Annotated in this window: 15 protein-coding genes; 3 read left to right on the top strand and 12 right to left on the bottom strand. The window is 72.5% G+C overall.

The window, feature by feature from the left end:
- The first annotated feature begins 77 nt into the window (after nucleotides 1–77).
- Entirely contained in the window at nucleotides 78–353 is a 276-nt protein-coding gene (locus tag FHX81_RS39870; RefSeq protein ID WP_246108201.1) for a hypothetical protein, read from the top strand.
- Here the strand turns inward: FHX81_RS39870 and coaD are convergent.
- The 11 genes from coaD to FHX81_RS39815 all read right to left on the bottom strand — a co-directional run bounded on the left by coaD (nucleotide 295) and on the right by FHX81_RS39815 (nucleotide 12,942).
- Nucleotides 295–741 (bottom strand): pantetheine-phosphate adenylyltransferase, encoded by a 447-nt coding sequence (gene coaD / locus FHX81_RS39865; protein ID WP_141983591.1) that lies wholly within the window; start codon nucleotides 739–741, stop codon nucleotides 295–297. The genes FHX81_RS39870 and coaD overlap by 59 nt on opposite strands.
- A gap of 74 nt (nucleotides 742–815) precedes the next feature.
- The gene (locus tag FHX81_RS39860; protein ID WP_141983590.1) at nucleotides 816–1,619 is read right to left on the bottom strand and encodes an HNH endonuclease family protein; all 804 of its coding nucleotides are present in this window, start codon (nucleotides 1,617–1,619) and stop codon (nucleotides 816–818) included.
- On the bottom strand, nucleotides 1,616–2,998 hold the full coding sequence (locus FHX81_RS39855; protein WP_246108200.1) for an AAA family ATPase: 1,383 nt from the start codon (nucleotides 2,996–2,998) through the stop codon (nucleotides 1,616–1,618). The genes FHX81_RS39860 and FHX81_RS39855 overlap by 4 nt, the downstream gene beginning before the upstream one ends.
- 200 nt (nucleotides 2,999–3,198) lie before the next feature.
- A complete protein-coding gene (locus FHX81_RS39850; protein ID WP_425473906.1) occupies nucleotides 3,199–4,773 on the bottom strand; it encodes an acyl-CoA carboxylase subunit beta in 1,575 nt (524 codons plus the stop codon).
- 11 nt (nucleotides 4,774–4,784) lie between these two features.
- The gene (locus FHX81_RS39845) at nucleotides 4,785–5,309 is read right to left on the bottom strand and encodes a flavin reductase family protein (protein WP_141983588.1); all 525 of its coding nucleotides are present in this window, start codon (nucleotides 5,307–5,309) and stop codon (nucleotides 4,785–4,787) included.
- A gap of 64 nt (nucleotides 5,310–5,373) precedes the next feature.
- On the bottom strand, nucleotides 5,374–5,790 hold the full coding sequence (locus FHX81_RS39840; protein ID WP_141983587.1) for a YybH family protein: 417 nt from the start codon (nucleotides 5,788–5,790) through the stop codon (nucleotides 5,374–5,376).
- A 191-nt stretch (nucleotides 5,791–5,981) separates the two neighbouring features.
- Nucleotides 5,982–7,514: a GMC family oxidoreductase gene (locus FHX81_RS39835; RefSeq protein WP_211363717.1), complete on the bottom strand. Its 1,533-nt coding sequence runs from the start codon at nucleotides 7,512–7,514 to the stop codon at nucleotides 5,982–5,984.
- A 31-nt stretch (nucleotides 7,515–7,545) separates the two neighbouring features.
- Nucleotides 7,546–8,955, bottom strand: coding sequence for a flavin monoamine oxidase family protein (locus FHX81_RS39830; protein ID WP_141983586.1), 1,410 nt, complete (start codon nucleotides 8,953–8,955; stop codon nucleotides 7,546–7,548).
- Between the two features lie 29 nt (nucleotides 8,956–8,984).
- Entirely contained in the window at nucleotides 8,985–10,139 is a 1,155-nt protein-coding gene (locus FHX81_RS39825; protein WP_141983585.1) for an acyl-CoA dehydrogenase family protein, read from the bottom strand.
- Nucleotides 10,136–11,389: a cytochrome P450 family protein gene (locus FHX81_RS39820; RefSeq protein WP_141983584.1), complete on the bottom strand. Its 1,254-nt coding sequence runs from the start codon at nucleotides 11,387–11,389 to the stop codon at nucleotides 10,136–10,138. Before FHX81_RS39820 ends, FHX81_RS39825 begins: the two co-directional genes overlap by 4 nt.
- Nucleotides 11,386–12,942 (bottom strand): aspartate aminotransferase family protein, encoded by a 1,557-nt coding sequence (locus tag FHX81_RS39815; protein ID WP_170232367.1) that lies wholly within the window; start codon nucleotides 12,940–12,942, stop codon nucleotides 11,386–11,388. The genes FHX81_RS39820 and FHX81_RS39815 overlap by 4 nt, the downstream gene beginning before the upstream one ends.
- Nucleotides 12,943–13,247: 305 nt before the next feature.
- Here FHX81_RS39815 and FHX81_RS39810 point away from each other — a divergent pair, with 305 nt between their 5' ends.
- On the top strand, nucleotides 13,248–14,132 hold the full coding sequence (locus FHX81_RS39810; RefSeq protein ID WP_141983583.1) for an NAD(P)-dependent oxidoreductase: 885 nt from the start codon (nucleotides 13,248–13,250) through the stop codon (nucleotides 14,130–14,132).
- A gap of 203 nt (nucleotides 14,133–14,335) precedes the next feature.
- On the top strand, nucleotides 14,336–14,887 hold the full coding sequence (locus FHX81_RS39805; protein WP_141983582.1) for a hypothetical protein: 552 nt from the start codon (nucleotides 14,336–14,338) through the stop codon (nucleotides 14,885–14,887).
- On the opposite strand, the gene FHX81_RS39800 is transcribed toward FHX81_RS39805, so the two are convergent.
- Entirely contained in the window at nucleotides 14,833–18,090 is a 3,258-nt protein-coding gene (locus FHX81_RS39800) for an ATP-binding protein (RefSeq protein WP_141983581.1), read from the bottom strand. The genes FHX81_RS39805 and FHX81_RS39800 overlap by 55 nt on opposite strands.
- Nucleotides 18,091–18,126: the final 36 nt, after the last annotated feature.

The raw sequence follows: 18,126 nt of genomic DNA, 5'->3' as shown, positions 1-18,126 counted from the left end.
TGGCTGCCATTCACCCCATTGAGCGGACTCTGTGCCGCTTGAGGCGCAAAGTGAATTTCAATCGCTAGCGTTGCGCCATGACTCAGACCGAACTCGTCCCCGACCTGGACACCTTCGTGGCCGAGATGGTGGCCGATGACGCGCCCCGCCTGTTCGCCGTCGTCCAAGTGCACGACAACATCGACGCCGACATCGCCGCCTGGGGCCTGGCCTTCCCCCACCACGCCGAAGTCGTCTCCACCAGCGGCGGTACGCGGATGCGGCTGAGGTCGCCCGAACGCGCCGCCCGCCTGCTCAGCCGCCCACCGTCGGTGGACGCCCGCCTGGTGTGGGTGACCGATCGACCGCGGTGACGAGGGTGGACGAGATGTGCGCCTGCTCGGGATCGGCGGTGACGAAGACCGTCTCGACCCCGGACAGCTCGTGGTTCATGAGCGCCATCGGCAGCTCGTGGTCCAGGTCGCGCAGGTTGCGGACCCCGCGGATGACGGCCCCGATCCCGGCCCGGCGGCAGTAGTCGACCAGCAGGCCGCCGGTGTGCACGTCGACCGAAACGTTGGCCAGGCCGGAAACCGCCGCACGGAGCCGGTCCAGCCGTTCGTCGACCGGTAACCGGCCGGTCTTCGCTGGATTTGACATCACGCACACCACGACCTCGTCGAACAGCAGCGCGGCGCGCCGGAGAACGTCCTGGTGCCCTTGCGTGACCGGGTCGAAGGACCCCGGGAACAGTGCTCGCATGATCGGGAGGCTACCCACGTACCCAGCCGGAGGGGGCCGATCACGTCGTGCGCGAACTGCGGGCTCGGCCCCGTCTACCGGTCCCCCCAGTCCGTCCTCATGGCGATTTCGAAGCGGTCACGGAGCATCGGTGACCGCAGCACCGGCAGGAGGTCTTCGCGGTCGCTGAACACCTCATCTGCCCCGGCACCGTTTGCCTGCCGCACCATGGCGTACAGCACGTCGGCGAATGGTTGCTCGCAGATGGTGCGCTCGATCATCATCAGCTCCGGTTCGATGATCAGAGCGTCCTCGGTGCCGTCGCGGAACGCGACTGCGAAGCGGTTCGCCGCCGGTGCCCACTGGCGCAGCAGGAGCGTCACGGTGTCGAAAGCGGTCCGTCGTCCCCGTGCCAGCACGTCCCGGTTGAGGCCGCAGACCCGGATGGTCGCGTCACCACGTGGCGTCAGCGCCAGGTACAAGCCCACGTTCAACGCCAGGAACAGGTGCTCGGCGGGGTCCACCGTGGGGTCGAGCAGGAGCGGCTCGCCGTCGCCGTCCACCGGGAACTCGTCGCGCTTGTGGTGGCTGTTGCAGCGGGAGCAGGCCAGCAGGTGGTTGAGCCACGCGAACGTCAGCAGCGGCTTGAGCGACACCGGCCGGTAGTGGTCGATGTCGGTGCCTTCGTTGTCCCCGCAGTACATGCAGCGGTCCCGGCCGGCGGCGAACGTGCCCAACGCGGCTCTCAGGTCGTGCTTGACCGCCGATCGCGACCGCCACAGCTCCCTGGCCCTGACGATCCTGGTCTTGCCGGACCGGACTTCGCGGATGTCACCGGTCAGCGACGTCAGCCGGTCCTGCAACCGCTCGGCGAGCGGCACGCGGTCCAGCCGGATCATTCGCCGTCCGCCGCGTGCAGCCTCATGCGGGCGTCGACTTCCCGCACGCGGGCGGTGGGCGAGCTGGTCAACAGGTCCTTGATCTCCCGATAGCGCTTGCCCTGCGCGTCGTCCGCCGTCCCGGTGAGCACCGCCAACTCGAGGTGCACCAACTCCTCGCGCAGGGCCACTGCGCGTCGCGAGTAGGCGGTGTCCAGACCGAACAGGTCCGACAGCACGGCGTCGTCACCGCTGCCGTAGACGATCCGCTCCCACAGGTCCCGGCTCACCGTCTGCGGGGGCACCGGTTCGTCCGGTCCCGGGAGCCGGATCAACCCGGATTCGTCGGCCGCTTGGCAGATGTAGGGGCTGTGGGTGGTGACGATGAACTGGATCGCCGGGAAGTGCCGCTTGAGCCACTCACCGATCCGCTTCTGCCAGGACACGTGCAGGTGGGCGTCCACCTCATCGATGATCACCACCCCGGGAGCGCGCACCCGGACAACCGACTCGGCGTCCTCGTCCTCGACGGGGGTGTCGGCATCCAGTGGACGCTCGCCCCGGTAGGCGTCCAGCCGACCGTAAGCTTCGTAGATCTGCTTGAGGAGGTCCACCACCAGGGCCACGACCGTCCGGTAGCCGTCGCTCATCTCCCGCAGCGGGAAGCTGTGGCCATCCTTGCGCACCCACAAACCTTGCGAGTCGACACCCTCGATCCGGTAGTCGTCGGGCAGCAGCTCGTCCGCCAGGATCGCCAGCGCGGTCCGCTTCAGCTCCTCCGCGCCGTCACGCCCCTCCAGGGACCTCAGGTGCTGCTCGATCAGCCAGCTGACGCCTTCGGACAGCGACGCTTCTTCGTGGAACAGGCTGGCGGTCCGCCCCACCGGACCCGAGGTCATCATCAGCCGTTGCGCCTCGCCGCTGCCGCCGACCAGGCGCCGGAACGGTCCGTAGGCGGCGCAGAACCACCCGGTCGGGTTGTCCTGCCACGGTCCCCGCGCCGCAGCGGTCTTGGCGTTGCGCACCGAGCTGTACGGGGCCAGCGCCGGTTGGGACGGCCTGGTCGAAGCCACCACGTCCTCCGGGGACGGTGCGGTCCACCGCAACCCCGACCAGAACGGGCTCGCCGGGGGCCGGCCGATGCGGAACGCCTCCCACCGGGCGTCGAACACGACCTGCACCTCGGCGGTCGCCTCACGGGCGCCGGCGGAGATCCAGGCGTCGAAGTCCGGCACGAGGCTGCGCGCCACGGCAGGGCCGCCCAACGCCAGCGCGATCCCGCGCAGCAGCGAAGTCTTGCCCGATCCGTTGCGGCCCGCCAGCACGGTCCAGCCCTCGTAGCTGCCATCAGGACGCCGCAGGTCGAGGTCGACACCACGCGAATCGTGAAATCCTCTCACGTTGCGTAGTCGGACCTTCGACACGTACACGGTGGATCCTCTCGGCATCGCTCGTCGACACCGCGCACTCTATTAGACCCCGGTATCCGAGCACGGCGTGGCGCACGCCGGAGTCGTCTCTCCGTGCCCCCGGCACGGAGAGACGACCAAGGTCACCGAGACCTGCGGCGAGCTGCCCGGTCACCCACTCGGCTGAACCGTCACAACGGCACGTTGCCGTGCTTGCGCGCCGGGCTGCGCCGCCGCTTGTCGCGCAGCATCTCCAGCCCCCGGCGCACCGCCGCCCGTGTCTGCGCCGGGTCGATCACGTCGTCCACCAGGCCTCGCTCCGCCGCGTAGTACGGGTGAGCCAGTTCATCCGCGTAACGGGCCACCAGGACCTGCCGCAGCTCGTCCGGATCGGCCGCGGCGGCCAGTTCCTTGCGGTGGATGACGTTCACGGCGGCCTCCGCGCCCATCACCGCGATCTCGTTGGTCGGCCAGGCCAGGGACAGGTCGCAGCCGATGGACCGCGAGTCCATCACGATGTACGCGCCGCCGTAGGCCTTGCGCAGGATGACCTGCACCCGCGGCACGGAGGCCTCGCAGTAGGCGTACAGCAGCTTCGCGCCGTGCCGGATGGCGCCGCCGTACTCCTGGTCCGTGCCCGGCAGGAAGCCCGGCACGTCCACCAGCGTCACCAGCGGGATGTTGAACGCGTCGCAGAACCGCACGAACCGGGCCGCCTTCTGCGACGCGGCCGTGTCCAGCACACCCGCCAGCACCAGCGGCTGGTTGCCGACCACACCGACGACCTCGCCGCCGACCCGGGCGAACGCGCACACCACGTTGGCCGCCCAGCCCTCGTGCACCTCCAGGAACTCGCCGTCGTCCACGACATCGCCGATCACCGCCCGGATGTCGTAGGGCTGGTTCGGCGACACCGGCACGAGCGAGGCCAGGTCGGGCCGCACGTCGTCATCGTCGGACGGCGGCTCGCACGACGGCGGCGGCTCCAGGTTGTTCGACGGCAGCAACGACAGCAGGTACCGCACGTCGGCCAGGCAGCTCTCCTCGTCGTCGTGCACGAACGACGCCACGCCCGACATCGAGCCGTGCACGTCCGCGCCGCCGAGCTGGTTGTGCGTGACCCGCTCGCCGCTGACCGCCTGCACCACGTCCGGCCCGGTCAGGTACATCTGCGCGGTCTCCCGCACCATGAACGTGAAGTCGGCCAGCGCGGGCGAGTAGGCCGCGCCGCCGGCGCACGGCCCCAGCACCACGCTGATCTGCGGCACGATGCCGGACGCCTCGACCTGGCGGCGGAAGATGCCGCCGTAGCCGTTGAGCGCCATCACGCCTTCCTGGATGCGCGCCCCACCGCTGTCGTTCAACGCGACGATCGGCGACCCGGTGGCGACCGCCATGTCCATCACCTTGTGGATCTTCTCGGCGTGCCCCGCGCCCAGCGACCCACCGGAGATGGTGAAGTCCTGCGCGTAGACGAACACCCGCCGCCCGTCCACGGTGCCGGAGCCCGCGACCACGCCGTCGGTGTGCGCGCCGGTCGTGCCGCGCCGGTACATGTCCACCTCGACGAACGAACCCTCGTCGAGCAGCAGCTCCAGCCGTTCCCGGGCGGTCCGCTTGCCCAGCCGGTGCTGGCGCTCCACCGCCACCCGGTCACCCAGCGCGATGCGGCCGGCCAGCTCGTCCCGCCGGTCGCGCAACGCCCGCATGGTGCGCTGCGGCTGCTGCTGCGGTTGCGTCGGGCGCACGGCGGGCCGCACGTCCATCTCGGAGATGCTCATCGTCGCCTTTCGCTCGTGTCGACCTGCCGGTAGCCACCGTCGAAGAACAACAGCCCTTCCCGCCCGTCGCCCCGGCCCGCGCCGAGCACCCGGCCGATGAACACCGAGTGGTCGCCCGCCTCGTGGACGTCGACCAGCTCGCACTCCAGCCACGCCAGCGAGCCGGCGAGCACCGGTGCACCGGTGGCCGGACCGGGTGCCCAGTCGACCCGGTCGAACTGGGCGCGGCCCGCGGGCCGGCCGCCGTCGGCGAACCAGCGGGCGCTGGCCTCCTGGTCGCCGCGCAGCACCGAGGTGGCGAAGTGCCCGGCGGCGGTGATCGAGCCGTGCATGGTCGCCGTGCGGGCCACGCAGCACAGCACCAGCGGCGGGTCGAGGGACACGGAGCTGAACGCGTTCGCGGTCATCCCGTGCATGTGCTCGCCACCGACGGTCAGCACGACGACGCCGGTGGCGAAGCGGGCCAGGGTGGAGCGCATCTCGGTCGGGGACACCCCGGTCAGCTCGGGTGCCAGTTCCATCGCACACGTCCTTCCCGCGAGCAGGGCGCGGACCGCGCCGGACGGCACGGCCCGCGCGTGCGGCTCAGCCCTGGATGTCCTCGACGCTGTCGGCGACCGGGCGGTCCACCGCCATCACCCACTTGCCGTCCTCGCCGCGCACCAGCACGTCGGTGCACTTGCCGAGGATGCGCTGCTTGCCGCCGTCGGGCTTGGTGATCTCCAGGTCGTAGTCCACGATGATCAGCGACGTGTCGCCCGCCGTGTAGCTGGCCTTGACCTTGGACTTCAGCTTCGGCTTGGTCGCCAGCAGCGCGATGATCGCGTCCGTGCGCGCTTGGCCGGTCAACGGTCCGCCGGACAGGTTCGAGATCGAGTCGTCCCGGTAGAGGCTGTCGAAGATGGCGCCCTGGCCCGAGTTGAACGCGGCCAGGAAAACGTCGTTCTGGACGTCCGGGTCGTCGGTCAGGTCAAGGTTCTGCAAGTCGATCTGGGCGGTCATGGGAGAGTCCTCGCTTTCCTCACGGATTCCGCTTGGCCCACCGGACACGCTAACGGCGCGGCCCTCGGGCCCACTCACCGCGGAATAACTGGCCGCTCATTTGGCAATCCACCGCGCATTTCACCGGGAATGCGCCGACGACCCGCGCGCCGGGTGGCGCGCGGGTCGTCGGAGGTGGTGCGGTGCGGGCGTCAGCCGCGGTCTTCCCGGAGTAACCCGGCGGCCCGTTCCGCGATCATCACGGCGTGGGCGTGGGTGTGGCCGCGCGGCGCCTCGGGGATCACCGACGCGTCGACCACGCGCAGCCCGGGGACACCGCGCACCCGCAACCGCTCGTCGACCACGTCGCCCATCCGGCACGAGCCGACCGGGTGGAACACGGTGGTCGCCCGCTCCCGGACGTAGTCGGCCACCGCGTCGTCCGCGGGCCACGGCACGACCGGCCCGGTGTGCAGGTCGCGCAGCGCCGCCGCGCCCAGCACCCGTTCGGCGAACCGCACCCCGGCGACGTAGGTGCGCACGTCGGCCTCCTCGGCCAGGTAGCCGGGGTCGATGACCGGCGGCGCGGCCGGGTCCGCCGACGCCAGCGTGAGCCGTCCCCGGCTGCGCGGGCGCAGCAGCACCACGCCCACGGTGTAGCCGGGGATCGGGTCGCCGTCGTCGGAGAACGCCATCGGCGACCAGATCAGCTCCACGTCCGGCGGACCGTCGCCGCCGTCGGCGCGCAGGAACGCGACCGCCTCGCCGATGTTCGAGCTCAACGGCCCGGTCCGGTCGCGCTCGTACTGCTCGCGGCCGTCCTGGAGGAAGCGGGTGGCGTCCGGCGCGTGCACGGCCAGGTCGAGGATCATGTGGTCGTGCAGCCCGCGGCCCACGCCGGGCAGGTCCACGCGCGGCGTCACGCCCACCGCGCGCAGCTCGTCGGCGGGCCCGATCCCGGACAGCAGCAGCAGGTGCGGCGAGCCGACCGAACCGGCGCACAGCACCACTTCCCGCCGTGCGGTGACCGCGCGGTCCGCGAGCCGCACACCGGTGGCCCGGCCGTCGGGGTCGAGCATGATCCGCTCCGCCCGCCGCCCGCTGAGCACGGTCAGGTTCGGCCGGCCCGACGCGGGCTTGAGGTAGCCGTCGGCTGAACTCCACCGGACGCCCTCCCGCTGCGTCACGGGCGTCAGCGCGCACCCGGTGTTGTCCGGACCGCCCAGCCCGCCCTCGACGGGCTTGAGCCCCACTTCCGCGCACGCGTCCAGGAACCGCGTGCTGCTCGGGTCGGGATCGCGCTGCGGCGAGATCCACAGCGGACCCGCCGTGCCGAACTCCGGGCCGGCCTCGCGCTCACCGGCCCAGCGCTCGGCCCGCCGGAAGTACGGGTGCACCCGCTCCCACGACCACGACGGGTGCCAGTCGTCGAAGTCGGCCGCGTGGCCGGGAACCCACATCTGGAAGTTCGTGGCCGACGAGCCGCCGTGCACCCGGCCGCGCGGCCACGGCACCTCCCGCCCGCCGAGGCCGGGCTGCGGCGCGGTGGTGAACGCCCAGTCGACCTCCGACCCGAACAGCTCCAGCGCGCCCAGCGGCACGCCGATGGCCGGGTGGTCGTCCGGACCGCCCGCCTCCACCAGGGCGACGGTGACGGTCGGGTCCTCGGTCAGGCGGGCCGCGACCACGCAGCCCGCCGAGCCCGCGCCCACCACCACGTAGTCGAACTCCTCCGCTTCCACCACGGCAACTCCTCCCACGAACGGGTCCGACGCGTCAGCGGGCCACCCGGACCGCCACCTGGTTCGCCGCCACCAGGCCGGACTCCATCGCCCCTTCGACGTAACCGCTCCACCCGGAGGCGATGTCGCTGGTGGCGAAAGAGATCCGGCCCTGCGGCTGCTGCACCGCGCGCAGCAGGCCGGTCAGCTGCCGCGGCTGCCGGAACGACCAACCGCCCAGCGCGAACCGGTCGCCGCCCCAGTCGTGGCCCTTCACCGACAGCACCCTGGCGTCCGGCACGATCAGCCGCACGGCCTCCTGCACCTGCGCGGCGTTGTTCACGTCCAGCCGCGGCTCGCCGCTGAACCCGATCATCAGCCAGCCCCGGGACGTCTGCTTGTACGGCACCAGGGTGTCCACCGGGTAGCCCTCGGGCGCGTGCACGTAGGTGTTCCCGATCGAGGAGGCCAGGTGCAGCCACAGCTTCTTGGCGGTCGGCACGCCGATCGTCTCGCGCGAGGCCTGGAGCTTGGCCCCCGACAGGCCGGGCGCGAACTCGATCGTGCGCCACACGTTCACCGGGACGGCCACGACCACGGCCGCGGCCGTGTGCACCGAGCCCACGGCGGTGCGCACGACGACCTGCCGGCCGTCGTCGGCGATGGACCTCACCGGCGTGTTCAGCCGCACATCGGCCTGCGCCTCGGCCAGGATCGACCGGGCCAGGCCGTTCATGCCGGTGACCGGCTTGTAGGTGTTGATGCCGTAGTACTGCTCGGCGTTGTAGTTGCACAACGCCCACCAGTGCAGGAACTGCGTGTACGCGCCCCGCGTCGAGCCGCCGCCCAGGCCGCCGGTCGCGCCGGTGAGCCACTTCTCGTCCAGCGCGGACAGGTTCATCGAGTCCAGGTGCTGCCGGATCGTCAGCGCGTCCGGCGCCCGGAGCAGATCGGCCCGCGCCAACGGGTTGTAGGCGTCGGGGAACAGCTCGCGGGCCCGCTCGCTGAACCGCGTCAGCAGCTCGCCCTGCCGGCCGAACGACTCCTCCGGCGGGAAGAACCCGAACCCGTTCTCCGTCGGGAAGAGCGTCCGCTCGGCGGCGGCGTCGGCGACGAACCCGATGCGCTGGGACTCGATCTCCCGCCACACCGTGGTCTGCAACGGGTCGACCCACGTGCCGCCCAGCTCGACCTGCTCGCCCTCGAACGTGGTGGTCCACGTCCGGCCGCCGATCCGGTCGCGCGCCTCCAGCACGAGCACGCGCAGCCCGCGGCGGCGCAGTTCCCGGGCGGCGGTGACGCCGGCGAACCCGGCGCCCACGACGATCACGTCGTGGGTCGACCGGGTGCCCGTGCCCGCCGACGCGACGGCGGGAGGCAGGGCGCTGCCCACGACGGCGGTCGTGGCCAGCGCCTTGAGGAAGCCGCGGCGGGTAGGGCCGGCGGCCTTGACCAACTGACTCATGTTTCTCGTGCCCCCAGTGGCATCCGGTGTTACAGGAACGGGGTCTCGGGGTCGAGGCCGACCAGGACCCGCCCGTGGACCTCCAGGCTCATGTCGGGCGACATGAGGCCGTGCGTGGTCAGGCCGAGCAGGTCGCGGTGGTAGCGCTGGAACGGCGCGAACCTGCTCAGCGCCGACGCGCCCGCGATGGTCTGCAGTGCCTCCACGGCTTCCTTGACGAGCAGGATCGCGGTGCCCGCCTGGCCGCGGACCGCCGCCTTCTCGTCCCACGTCGGCTGCTCGCCCGCGTCGGCGCGACGCTGGAGCATGTCCACGTAGGACGCCGACAGCGTCTCCGCCGCGGTGATCTTGTTGGCGGCCAGCGCGACGCGGTGCTGCGTCAACGGGTGCTGCCGCTGGTCGGTCCACGACGTGTAGGCCAGGCCGCGGCCGGGCAGGCGCTCCAGGAAGACCTCCAGCGCGCCCTTGGCCATGCCGATGTAGGCGGCGACGGACTCCGCGACGACGTAGCTGATCAGGCTGTACGCCCGGCCCTGCGCGGTGGGCGTGCGGCCGGCGACGCCCTCCATCAGCGCGTCCTCGCCGGTGACGACGCGGTGCGCGGGCACGAACACGTCCTTGGCCGTGGTGGTGGAGCTGCCGGTGCCCGACGCGGCGGACACGTGCCAGTCGTCCGCGATGGTCAGCTCCGACATGGGCACCATCGCGAACACCTCCTCCTCCGCGCCGTCGGGGTGTTCGACGATGGCGGCCAGCAGGTCCCAGTGCGCGCCCCGGCAGCCGGTGTTGAACCGCCACGAGCCGTTGAGCAGGTAGCCGCCCTCGGTGGGGGTGGCCTTGGCGGTGGGCGTGAAGCCGCCGGAGATGCGCACCGACCCGCCCGCGAAGATCTCGTCCTGCGCCTGGTCGGGGTACAGGGTGGCCATCCAGGCGCTCGACACCCACGCGACCGCCGTCCACGCGGTCGAGCCGCAGCCGCGGCCGATCTCGGTCAGCACGGCGATCTGCTCGGCCATCGGCAGGTCCAAGCCGCCGAACCGGCGCGGCACCGCCATCGAGAACACGCCCGCCTTGTCCAGCAGGTCGACGTTCTCCTCGGGGATCCAGCGGTTCTGCTCGGCCTCGGCACCGTTCTCGCGCAGCCTCGGCACGATGTCGCGGACCGCGTCCAGCACTTCGCTCATGGCGTTTCCTCCCCGGTTCGGGTCAGCACTACGGGCAACGTCTCGTGGCCGTTGGAGATGAACGACCCCAACGGGCGCAGGTCCTCGGCCGGCACCGCGAGCCGCAGCCGCGGGAACCGGGTGAACAGGGCGGGCAGGCCTACCGCGGCCTCCAGGCGGGCCAGCGGCGCGCCCAGGCAGTGGTGCACGCCGTGGCCGAACGCCAGGTGGTCGCGGCGCGTGGGCCGGGTCGGGTCGAACCCGGCGGCGTTCCCGCCGTGCACCTTGGGGTCGCGGCCGGCCGCGCCGAAGGCGATCACGATCGGGTCGCCCTTCGGGATGAGCGCGTCGCCGAGGTCGATGTCCTCCACGGCGTAGCGCAGCGGCAGGTTCGGGAACGGCGCCTCCAGCCGCAACGACTCCTCGACCACGTCCTCCCACGCCAGCGAGCCGTCCAGCACGGCGGCGCGCTGCTCGGGGTGGGTCAGCAGCAGCGTGATCGTCTGGTCGAGCAGGTTCACCGTCGTCTCGTGGCCCGCGGTGAACATCAGCAGCACGGTGTCGACGAGCTCGCGCTCGCTGAGGTGGCCGCCGTCCTCGTCGTGGGCCTGGATCAGGCCGGTGGTGACGTCGTCGCCGGGCCGGGTGCGCTTGATCGCGACCAGCTCGTGCAGCAGCCGGTACAGCTCCAGCTCGTTGGCCTTGACCTGCTCCGGCGAGGCGGAGGTGTCCATGATCTCGTGCACCGACCGCAGCAGCGGGCCGCGGATCTCGTCCGGGATGCCGAGCAACTCGGAGATCACCCGGACCGGCAGCGGGTAGGCGAACCGCTCGCGCAGGTCGACCACCTCGTCCGCGGGCACGTCCGCCAGTCCGGCCAGCAGCTCCTCGGTGATCGCCTCGATGCGCGGGCGCATCGCCTGCGTGCGGCGGGCGGTGAACGCCTTGGCGACCAGCTTGCGCAGCCGGGTGTGCTCCGCGCCGTACGCGGTGATCATGTTGCGGTCGGCGACCCACATGGCCAGCGACCACGTCTGGGCCAGCTCGCTCTCGCCGCCGCCCCACGCGGGCCAGTGCCGGTAGGTGTCACGGGACACCCGCGGGTCGGTGAGCAGTTGCTTGACGAGCGCGTGGTCGGTGACCCACCACGCGATCACGTCGCCGGGCAGCTCCACCCGCACGGCGCGCCCGAGCGCGCGCAAGCGCTCGGACTCGCCGTGGATGTCGCGCCCGGCCGTGTCGATGACCGGGTAGCTGACCTGGCTGGTCATGCGAACTTGCTCGCGTCCTGGTCGCGCAGGATCTGGCACACGTCGCGGAAGCCCGCGTCCACCTGGGCCAGCTCCTCGTCGCTGAGGAAGATGGACGGCTCGAAGCGCATCGTCTCCAGGTTGGAGGCGGTGGAGAAGATGCGGATGCGGTGCTTGCGCAGCAGGTGACCACCGATGACGAACGCCAGTGCCTCGTGCTCGACCGCCTCGCGGATCTCCGGGTCGGCCGACTTGCCCTGGTCGTGCAGCTCGAAGCCGAGCATCAGGCCCTTGCCGCGGACCTCCTTGACCACGTCCGGGTAGTCGGCCTTGATGGCCTCCATCATCGCCACGGCCTTGGCGCCGCGCTCGGCCGCCAACTGGTAGGCCTTGCCGCCGTCGGCCTCCAGCATCTCCAGGAACTTCAGCGCCAGGCGGCTGGAGAAGCCGTCGCGGCCGAAGGTCGAGGTGTGCATCAGCTCGAAGTCCTTGCGGTAGCGGTGCTCGTTGACCAGCACCACGCCGAGCTTCGCCAGGCCGCCGCCCAGGGCCTTGGCCAGGATGATGTAGTCGGGCTTGAGGTCGATCTGGGTGCCCGCGAGGAACGTGCCGGAGCGGCCCATGCCGGACTGGATCTCGTCGGAGACCAGCGGCACGCCGATCGTGTCGCACGCCTCCCGCAGCGACCGGGCCAGCTCGCGGCTGATCGGGAAGATGCCCGCCTCGCCCAGGATCGGCTCGACCAGGAACGCGGCGAACACCGGGAAGTCGCGCTCGACCAGGTCGACCACGCCGTCCTGCACGACGACGTCCAGCAGCGCGGCGCGCTCCTCCTCGACGACCTTCCCGATCATCTCCGGGCGGTCGCGCGGGATGAACCGGGCCTGCGCGGCGAGCGCCTTGAACGGGCCGCGGAACTCCTCGTTGAAGGTGAGCTGGACGCTGCTGACGAGCTTGCCGTGGAAACCGCCCTCCAGGGCGAGGAACAGCGGCGGGCGGGCCTCGGTCTCGGCGTTGCGGCGGCGCACCTCGGCGACGAGCCGGTCGAAGTCCGTGCCGTCGGCGAGCCCGGCCGCGGCCTCGGAGACGCGTGCGCCGCCGGCGATGGCGGAGCGGGCGGCCTCGATGTTGGCCTCGATGCCCTCCTTCAGCTCCTTGATCCGCATGCCGCGGTCGAGCTCGGCGTGCTTGATCGTGATCTCCACGGCCTCGGCGCCGGAATTGCCGAACAGGCCGTAGAACTTGTCCTCGGTCTTCAGCTCGCGGCGGATGATCTCGTTCAGCTTCGCCGCGAGGTTGATCGCGTAGGAGTAGCCGGAGAACTGCGCGTGCACGGGGGTCTGCTGGTCCAGCAGCCACTTGGCGTGCTCGACCAGTTCGGGGTTGTTGTGCCCGAACATCAGCGAGCCGAACCCGCTCGCGGCGTCGAAGACGCCGACCTCGCTGCCGTCGTCGGCCAGGTAGTAGAGGGTGTTGCCCTCGGCGCGCACGTACTTCAGCGCCAGCCCGAACTCCGTCAGCACTTCGACGAGGTAGGAGTCCGCGAATTCGGGCGCACCAGGAGAAGCGCTCATTTCTCACTCCGATCGAGGTGAATGGTGAGGTGGAGGTCCGCGCCCGCGGTTTCGGCGAGCGACGCTGTTCTATCGCAGGTCGGAGGGGGTGCCGGTCATCGCGGGTTCACCGGAACGGCCGATGACCGCGCGATGAGCGGACAATTACCCGCACGCCCCGGAGGCGGACCTCTCGCCGGTGGCGGAGCGGTTCGAGAGCGACCTGAGAGGGGGTCGGGCCAGACTGGTGTGGCGGTAGGCGAACGACGGTGGGGAGCACCACCCCGCCCTCCGTTGAACCAGGACAGCATGAGGAGAACTTGCAGATGACTTCGGACAACCGCGCACCGGTGACAGTGATCGGCTTGGGGTCGATGGGCTCGGCGCTCGCGAAGTCCTTCGTGGCCAAGGGGCACCCGACCACCGTCTGGAACCGCACGCCCGAGAAGGCCGACGACCTGGTGGCCGCGGGCGCCGTCCGGGCCGCCTCCGTGGCCGAGGCGGTGGCCGCGAGCGAGCTGGTCGTCGTGTGCGTGCTCGACTACCACGCGATGCGCGAGCTCTTCGACCCGCTCGGCGACGCGCTCTCGGGCCGCACCGTCGTCAACCTGACCTCCGGCACGCCGGAGGAAGCCCGGGAGACGGCCAAGTGGGCCGCCGAACGGGGCTTCGACTACGTGGACGGCGCGATCATGGCCATCCCCCCGATGATCGGCTCCGAGGAGGCGCTGATCTTCTACGGCGGGCCGCAGGCGGTCTACGACGCCCACTCCGCGAGCCTGGCCACGATCGCCGGCGCGGGCACCTACCTCGGCGAGGACGCCGGGCTGCCGTCGCTGTACGACGTGGCGCTGCTCGGCCTGATGTGGACCACCTGGGCGGGCTTCATGCACTCGCTGGCCCTGGTGAAGTCGGAGAACGTCGACGCCGCGGCGTTCCTGCCCTACGCGCAGGCGTGGTTCGAGCACGTGATCTCGCCCGAGGTGCCCGGCATCGCGGGACAGGTGGACGCGGGCGACTACCCGGACGAGGGCTCGGCGCTCGGCATGCAGGCCATCGCGATCGAGCACCTGGTGGACGCGAGCCGCGCGCAGGGCGTGGACGCCGCGCTGCCGGAGTTCCTCAAGCAGCGGGCCCAGGAAGCGATCAAGCGCGGGCACGCGGGCAGCGGGTTCGGCGCGCTGTTCGAGGTGCTGCGCAAGCCCGAGTAGCCGGCCGACGACGGCGCACGCCCACCCTCCCCGACCGGGGCGTGCGCCGGTGGTCCGGCCGGGTTCGCCGGGATGACCGGTCCGGACGCAACCTCCGCGCGCCGGCGCCGTCCTTCGATCCGGAGTGATCTGCGGCCCGGCGCACGCCGCCGGGCGGGAACCGGGCGGACGTGGGGGCGGCGGTCGGGGCCACGGCCGCTGTCGTGGGCGTCCTCGTGACGTTCCTGCCGAACCCGGCATCGCAGCCGGTGTTCGTCGGCGCGGCCGGCGGCCTGTGGGGCGTGTTCGCGGCGGTGGTGGCGGGGCGGTTCGCGCCCTCGACGCGGATCGCCGCATCGGCCGCGGTGGGCTTGCAGGCGGGGCTCCTGGTGGCGCTCGGGCTGCTGACGTCGGTGCTGCGGGCGTTGCCGGAGTTCCTGGTGGTCAGCGTGCCGCAGTCCCTGGTCGTGGTGGCCGCCGCCGCGGTCGCCGGGCTCTCCCGAACGGGGTCGCGGCTCGCCCCGGTCCGGGCCGGGCTCGCCGTCGGGCTGCTGGGTGGAGTCGTGCTCCTGCTCTGGCGGCTCGGGCACACGGGGCGCGCGGTGCTCGTGGTCGGCGCGGTGCTCGGCGCCGTGGCGGCCGTGATGACGGCGCGCCGGGCGTGGCACGCGTCGGTGATCGTGCCGTCGGCCGCCGTGGTCGCACTCGCGGCGGCCCCGGTCTACGGGCTGGTGCCGGCCGCTTTCCGCGCGTTGTTCCCCGTCCTGGCGGGCTGATCGGTGTCCGCTGCCCACTTCCCGCGGTCGACCAGGCTGTGCGCCGTGACGGGGTCGAGGGTGCGGCCGTGCGCGTGGTGGGTCTCGTACTCGTCGCCGAGCGCCGCGCGCAGCGCCGTCTCGATCCGGACCACGTCGCCGCGCTCGGCCTCGGGCAGCGGCGCGCCGGCGGCTGCCCGGGCGGCGGTGGCCGCGCCGAGCAGGGCCGCCGACTCGACGTGCCGACCCGCCACCACCAGCGCGCCGGCCAAGCCCTCCAGCGCCAGCGCCAGCGAACGGGGATCACCGGTGGCCTTCGCCACCGCGTACCCCTGCTGGTGCAGCGCCAGCGCGCCCGCCGCGTCACCGCGCTGCTCGGCCACGAACCCCAGCTCGGCCAGTATCAACGCCTCGCCGACGTCACCGTCCAACTGGCGGCACCAGTCCAGCCAGCGCCGCAGGTGCGCTTCGGCCGCGTCCAGCCGGCCCTCCCGGCGCGCGCCCAGCCCCAGCCCCACCTCGGCGAACTGCTCGCCGAAGGTGAAGCTCTGCTCGGCGGCCAGCCGCATCGCCCGCTCGTGCAGCTCGCGGGCCTGCGGGTAGTCGCCCTCCAGCAGGGCGATCCGGGCCAGCCCGGACAGCTTGGTCGACACCTCCGTCCACAGCCCCAGCGTCTCGGCGATGCGCAGCCCTTCCCGGTGCACGCGCACCGCGTGGTCGTAATCGCCGCGCACCTCGGCCAGCGACGCCAACGCGTCACCGGCCTGCAACTGACCCCACCCGTCGCCGACGTCGCGGAACAACGCCGCGCTCTCCTCGCCGTACTGCCGGGTCGCGGTCAGGTCGCCGCGCAGCACGGCCTGCGTCGCCAGGGCGGCCAACGCCGCCGCCGTGCCCCACCGGTCGCCCAACGCGCGGAACTCGCCCAACGCCCCGTCGATGCGCTTCTCGCTGCTGTCGTGGTCGCCGTACCCGATGCGGGCGAAGCCGAGGAACCAGCGGGCCGTGGCCCGGCCCGTCGGGTCGGCGATCTCGTCGGCCAGCTCGTCGTAGTGCTCCAGCGGGTAGGTCGACTCGCCGGCGCGCAGGCTGAACCCCGCCTGCCAGGCCAGCGCCTTGGCCCGCTCCGACGGGTCGGCGGGCCCGTCGATGGCCAACGCCGCCGCGAACGCCCGGGTGGCCTCGCCGAGCCGTCCGCGCAGGAACCAGTACCAGGCCAGCGCGTTGACCGTGCGCAACGCCAGGTCCGCCCGGCCCTGGTGGGCGGCGGTGTCCAGGGCGACCCGGAGGTTGGCCGCCTCGGCGTCGGCCAGTTCGAGCCACCGGCGCTGGTCGGGGCCGCGCAGGTGCGCCATCACCCGCACGGCGAAGTCGGCGTGGTAGGCGGCGTGCCTGGCCCGCACCCGGTCGCCCTCCCCCGCCTCGCGCAGCCGCTCGGCGCAGTAGGCGGCCACCGACTCGGGCAGCCGGTACCGGCGCGTGCCGGCCACGTCCGACGAGCTGACGAGGCTGCGGTCCACCAGCCGCGCCACCAGGTCGAGCACCTCGTCCTGCGCGACGCCGTCCCCGGCGCAGACCTCCTCGGCCGCGGTCAACGGGCACCCGCCGCTGAACGCCGCCATCCGGCGCAGCGCCACCCGCTCCCGGTCCGTCAGCAGCTCCCAGCTCCAGTCGATCGCCGCGCGCAGCGTCTGCTGGCGCGCCGGCGCGCCCCGCCTGCCCACCGTGAGCAGCGAGAACCGGTTCCGCAGGCGGGCCGCGACCTCGTGCACGCCCAGCGCACGCACCCGGGTCGCGGCCAGCTCCAACGCGAACGGGATGCCGTCCAGCCGGCGGCAGATCGCGTGCACCGCGTCCACGGAGGACTCGTCCAGCGCGAAGTCGGGCGCCGCCGCCGTCGCGCGCGCCACGAACAGCTCCACCGCCGTGGACACGCCCTGGCCGTCGGGCAGGGTCAGCGGCGGCACGGTCCACAGCCGCTCCCCCGCGATGCCCAGCGGCTCCTGGCTGGTGGCCAGGATGCGCACACCGGGGGCAGCCATCAGCAGCATCTCGGCCACGTCCGCGACCCGTTCGACCACGTGCTCGCAGTTGTCCAGCACCAGCAGCAACTGCTTGGTGCGCAACGCCTCGGCCAGCCGCGTGGCGAGCGAGATCGGCGGCCCCGCGCCGGTCACCTCGTCCCGCACGCCCAGCACCGTCGCCACGACCTCCACCACGCCGTCCGGCGACTCGAGCGTGGCCAGCTCGACCAGCCACACGCCGTCCGGGTACCCCTCGGCCACCTCGGCCGCCGCGGCCAGCGCCAACCGGGTCTTGCCGACGCCGCCGATGCCGTTGAGCGTCACCAGCCGGCTGGCGTCCAGCAGCGCCCGCACCTGCCCGATCGCGGCGGTGCGGCCGATCAGCGGCGTCATCTGCGCGGGCAGGTTGGTCAGCGGGCGGGCGGCCGTCGTGATCGGCGACGGCATGGGCGTGAGCTGGAGGTCCTGCTCCAGGATCTTCTGCCGCAACGCGACCAGCTCGGCGCTCGGCTCCAGCCCCAGCTCGCCGGCCAGCACCGAGCGCAGCGCGTCGAAGCTCGCCAGCGCCTCGCTCTGCCGGCCGGCGGCGTAGAGGGCGCGCATGTGCGCGGCACGCAGCCGCTCCCTCAGGGGGTTGCGGGCGAGCAGGTCGCCCAGCTCGCCGACCAGCAGGCCGTGCTCCCCGAGGCCCAGCATCACCTCCGCCCGGTCCTCCAGCGCGGTGAGCCGCAGCTCCTCCAACCGGGCCACGACCGGCTGGGCGAACTCGGCGTCCGCGAAGTCGCCGAGCGCCGGGCCGCGCCACTGCGCCAGGGCGTCGCCGAGCAGCGCCGCCCTGGCCCGCAGGTCACCGGTCTCGTGCGAGGCGGCCAGCAGCGCGGCGAACCGGCGCGCGTCCACCGCGTCGGCCGGCACGTCCAGCAGGTAGCCGGGCGGGCGGGACACCACCAGCTCCCCCGCGCCCGGCTCGGCGTCCTCCAGCGCCCGGCGCAACTGCCAGACCTTGGTGTGCAGCGCGCCCGCGAGGTTGTTCGGCGGGGAGTCGCCCCACAGCTCGTCGGCCAGGCGGTCGGCCGAGACCGCCTCGCCGCCGTGCGCCAGCAGGCACGCCAGGAGGGTGCGCGCCTTCACGCCCGGGACGGGGACGACGCGGTCGTCCTCCGTCCAGACGGTCAGGGGCCCCAGGATGCCGAAACGCACAAACCACACCATAACGGCACCCGATCAAGGTCACGC

The organism is Saccharothrix saharensis (assembly GCF_006716745.1).
GTDB classification, from domain to species: domain Bacteria; phylum Actinomycetota; class Actinomycetes; order Mycobacteriales; family Pseudonocardiaceae; genus Actinosynnema; species Actinosynnema saharense.
Note: the sequence above shows the minus strand (reverse complement) of the source record. Positions and strands in the feature narration are given on the sequence as shown.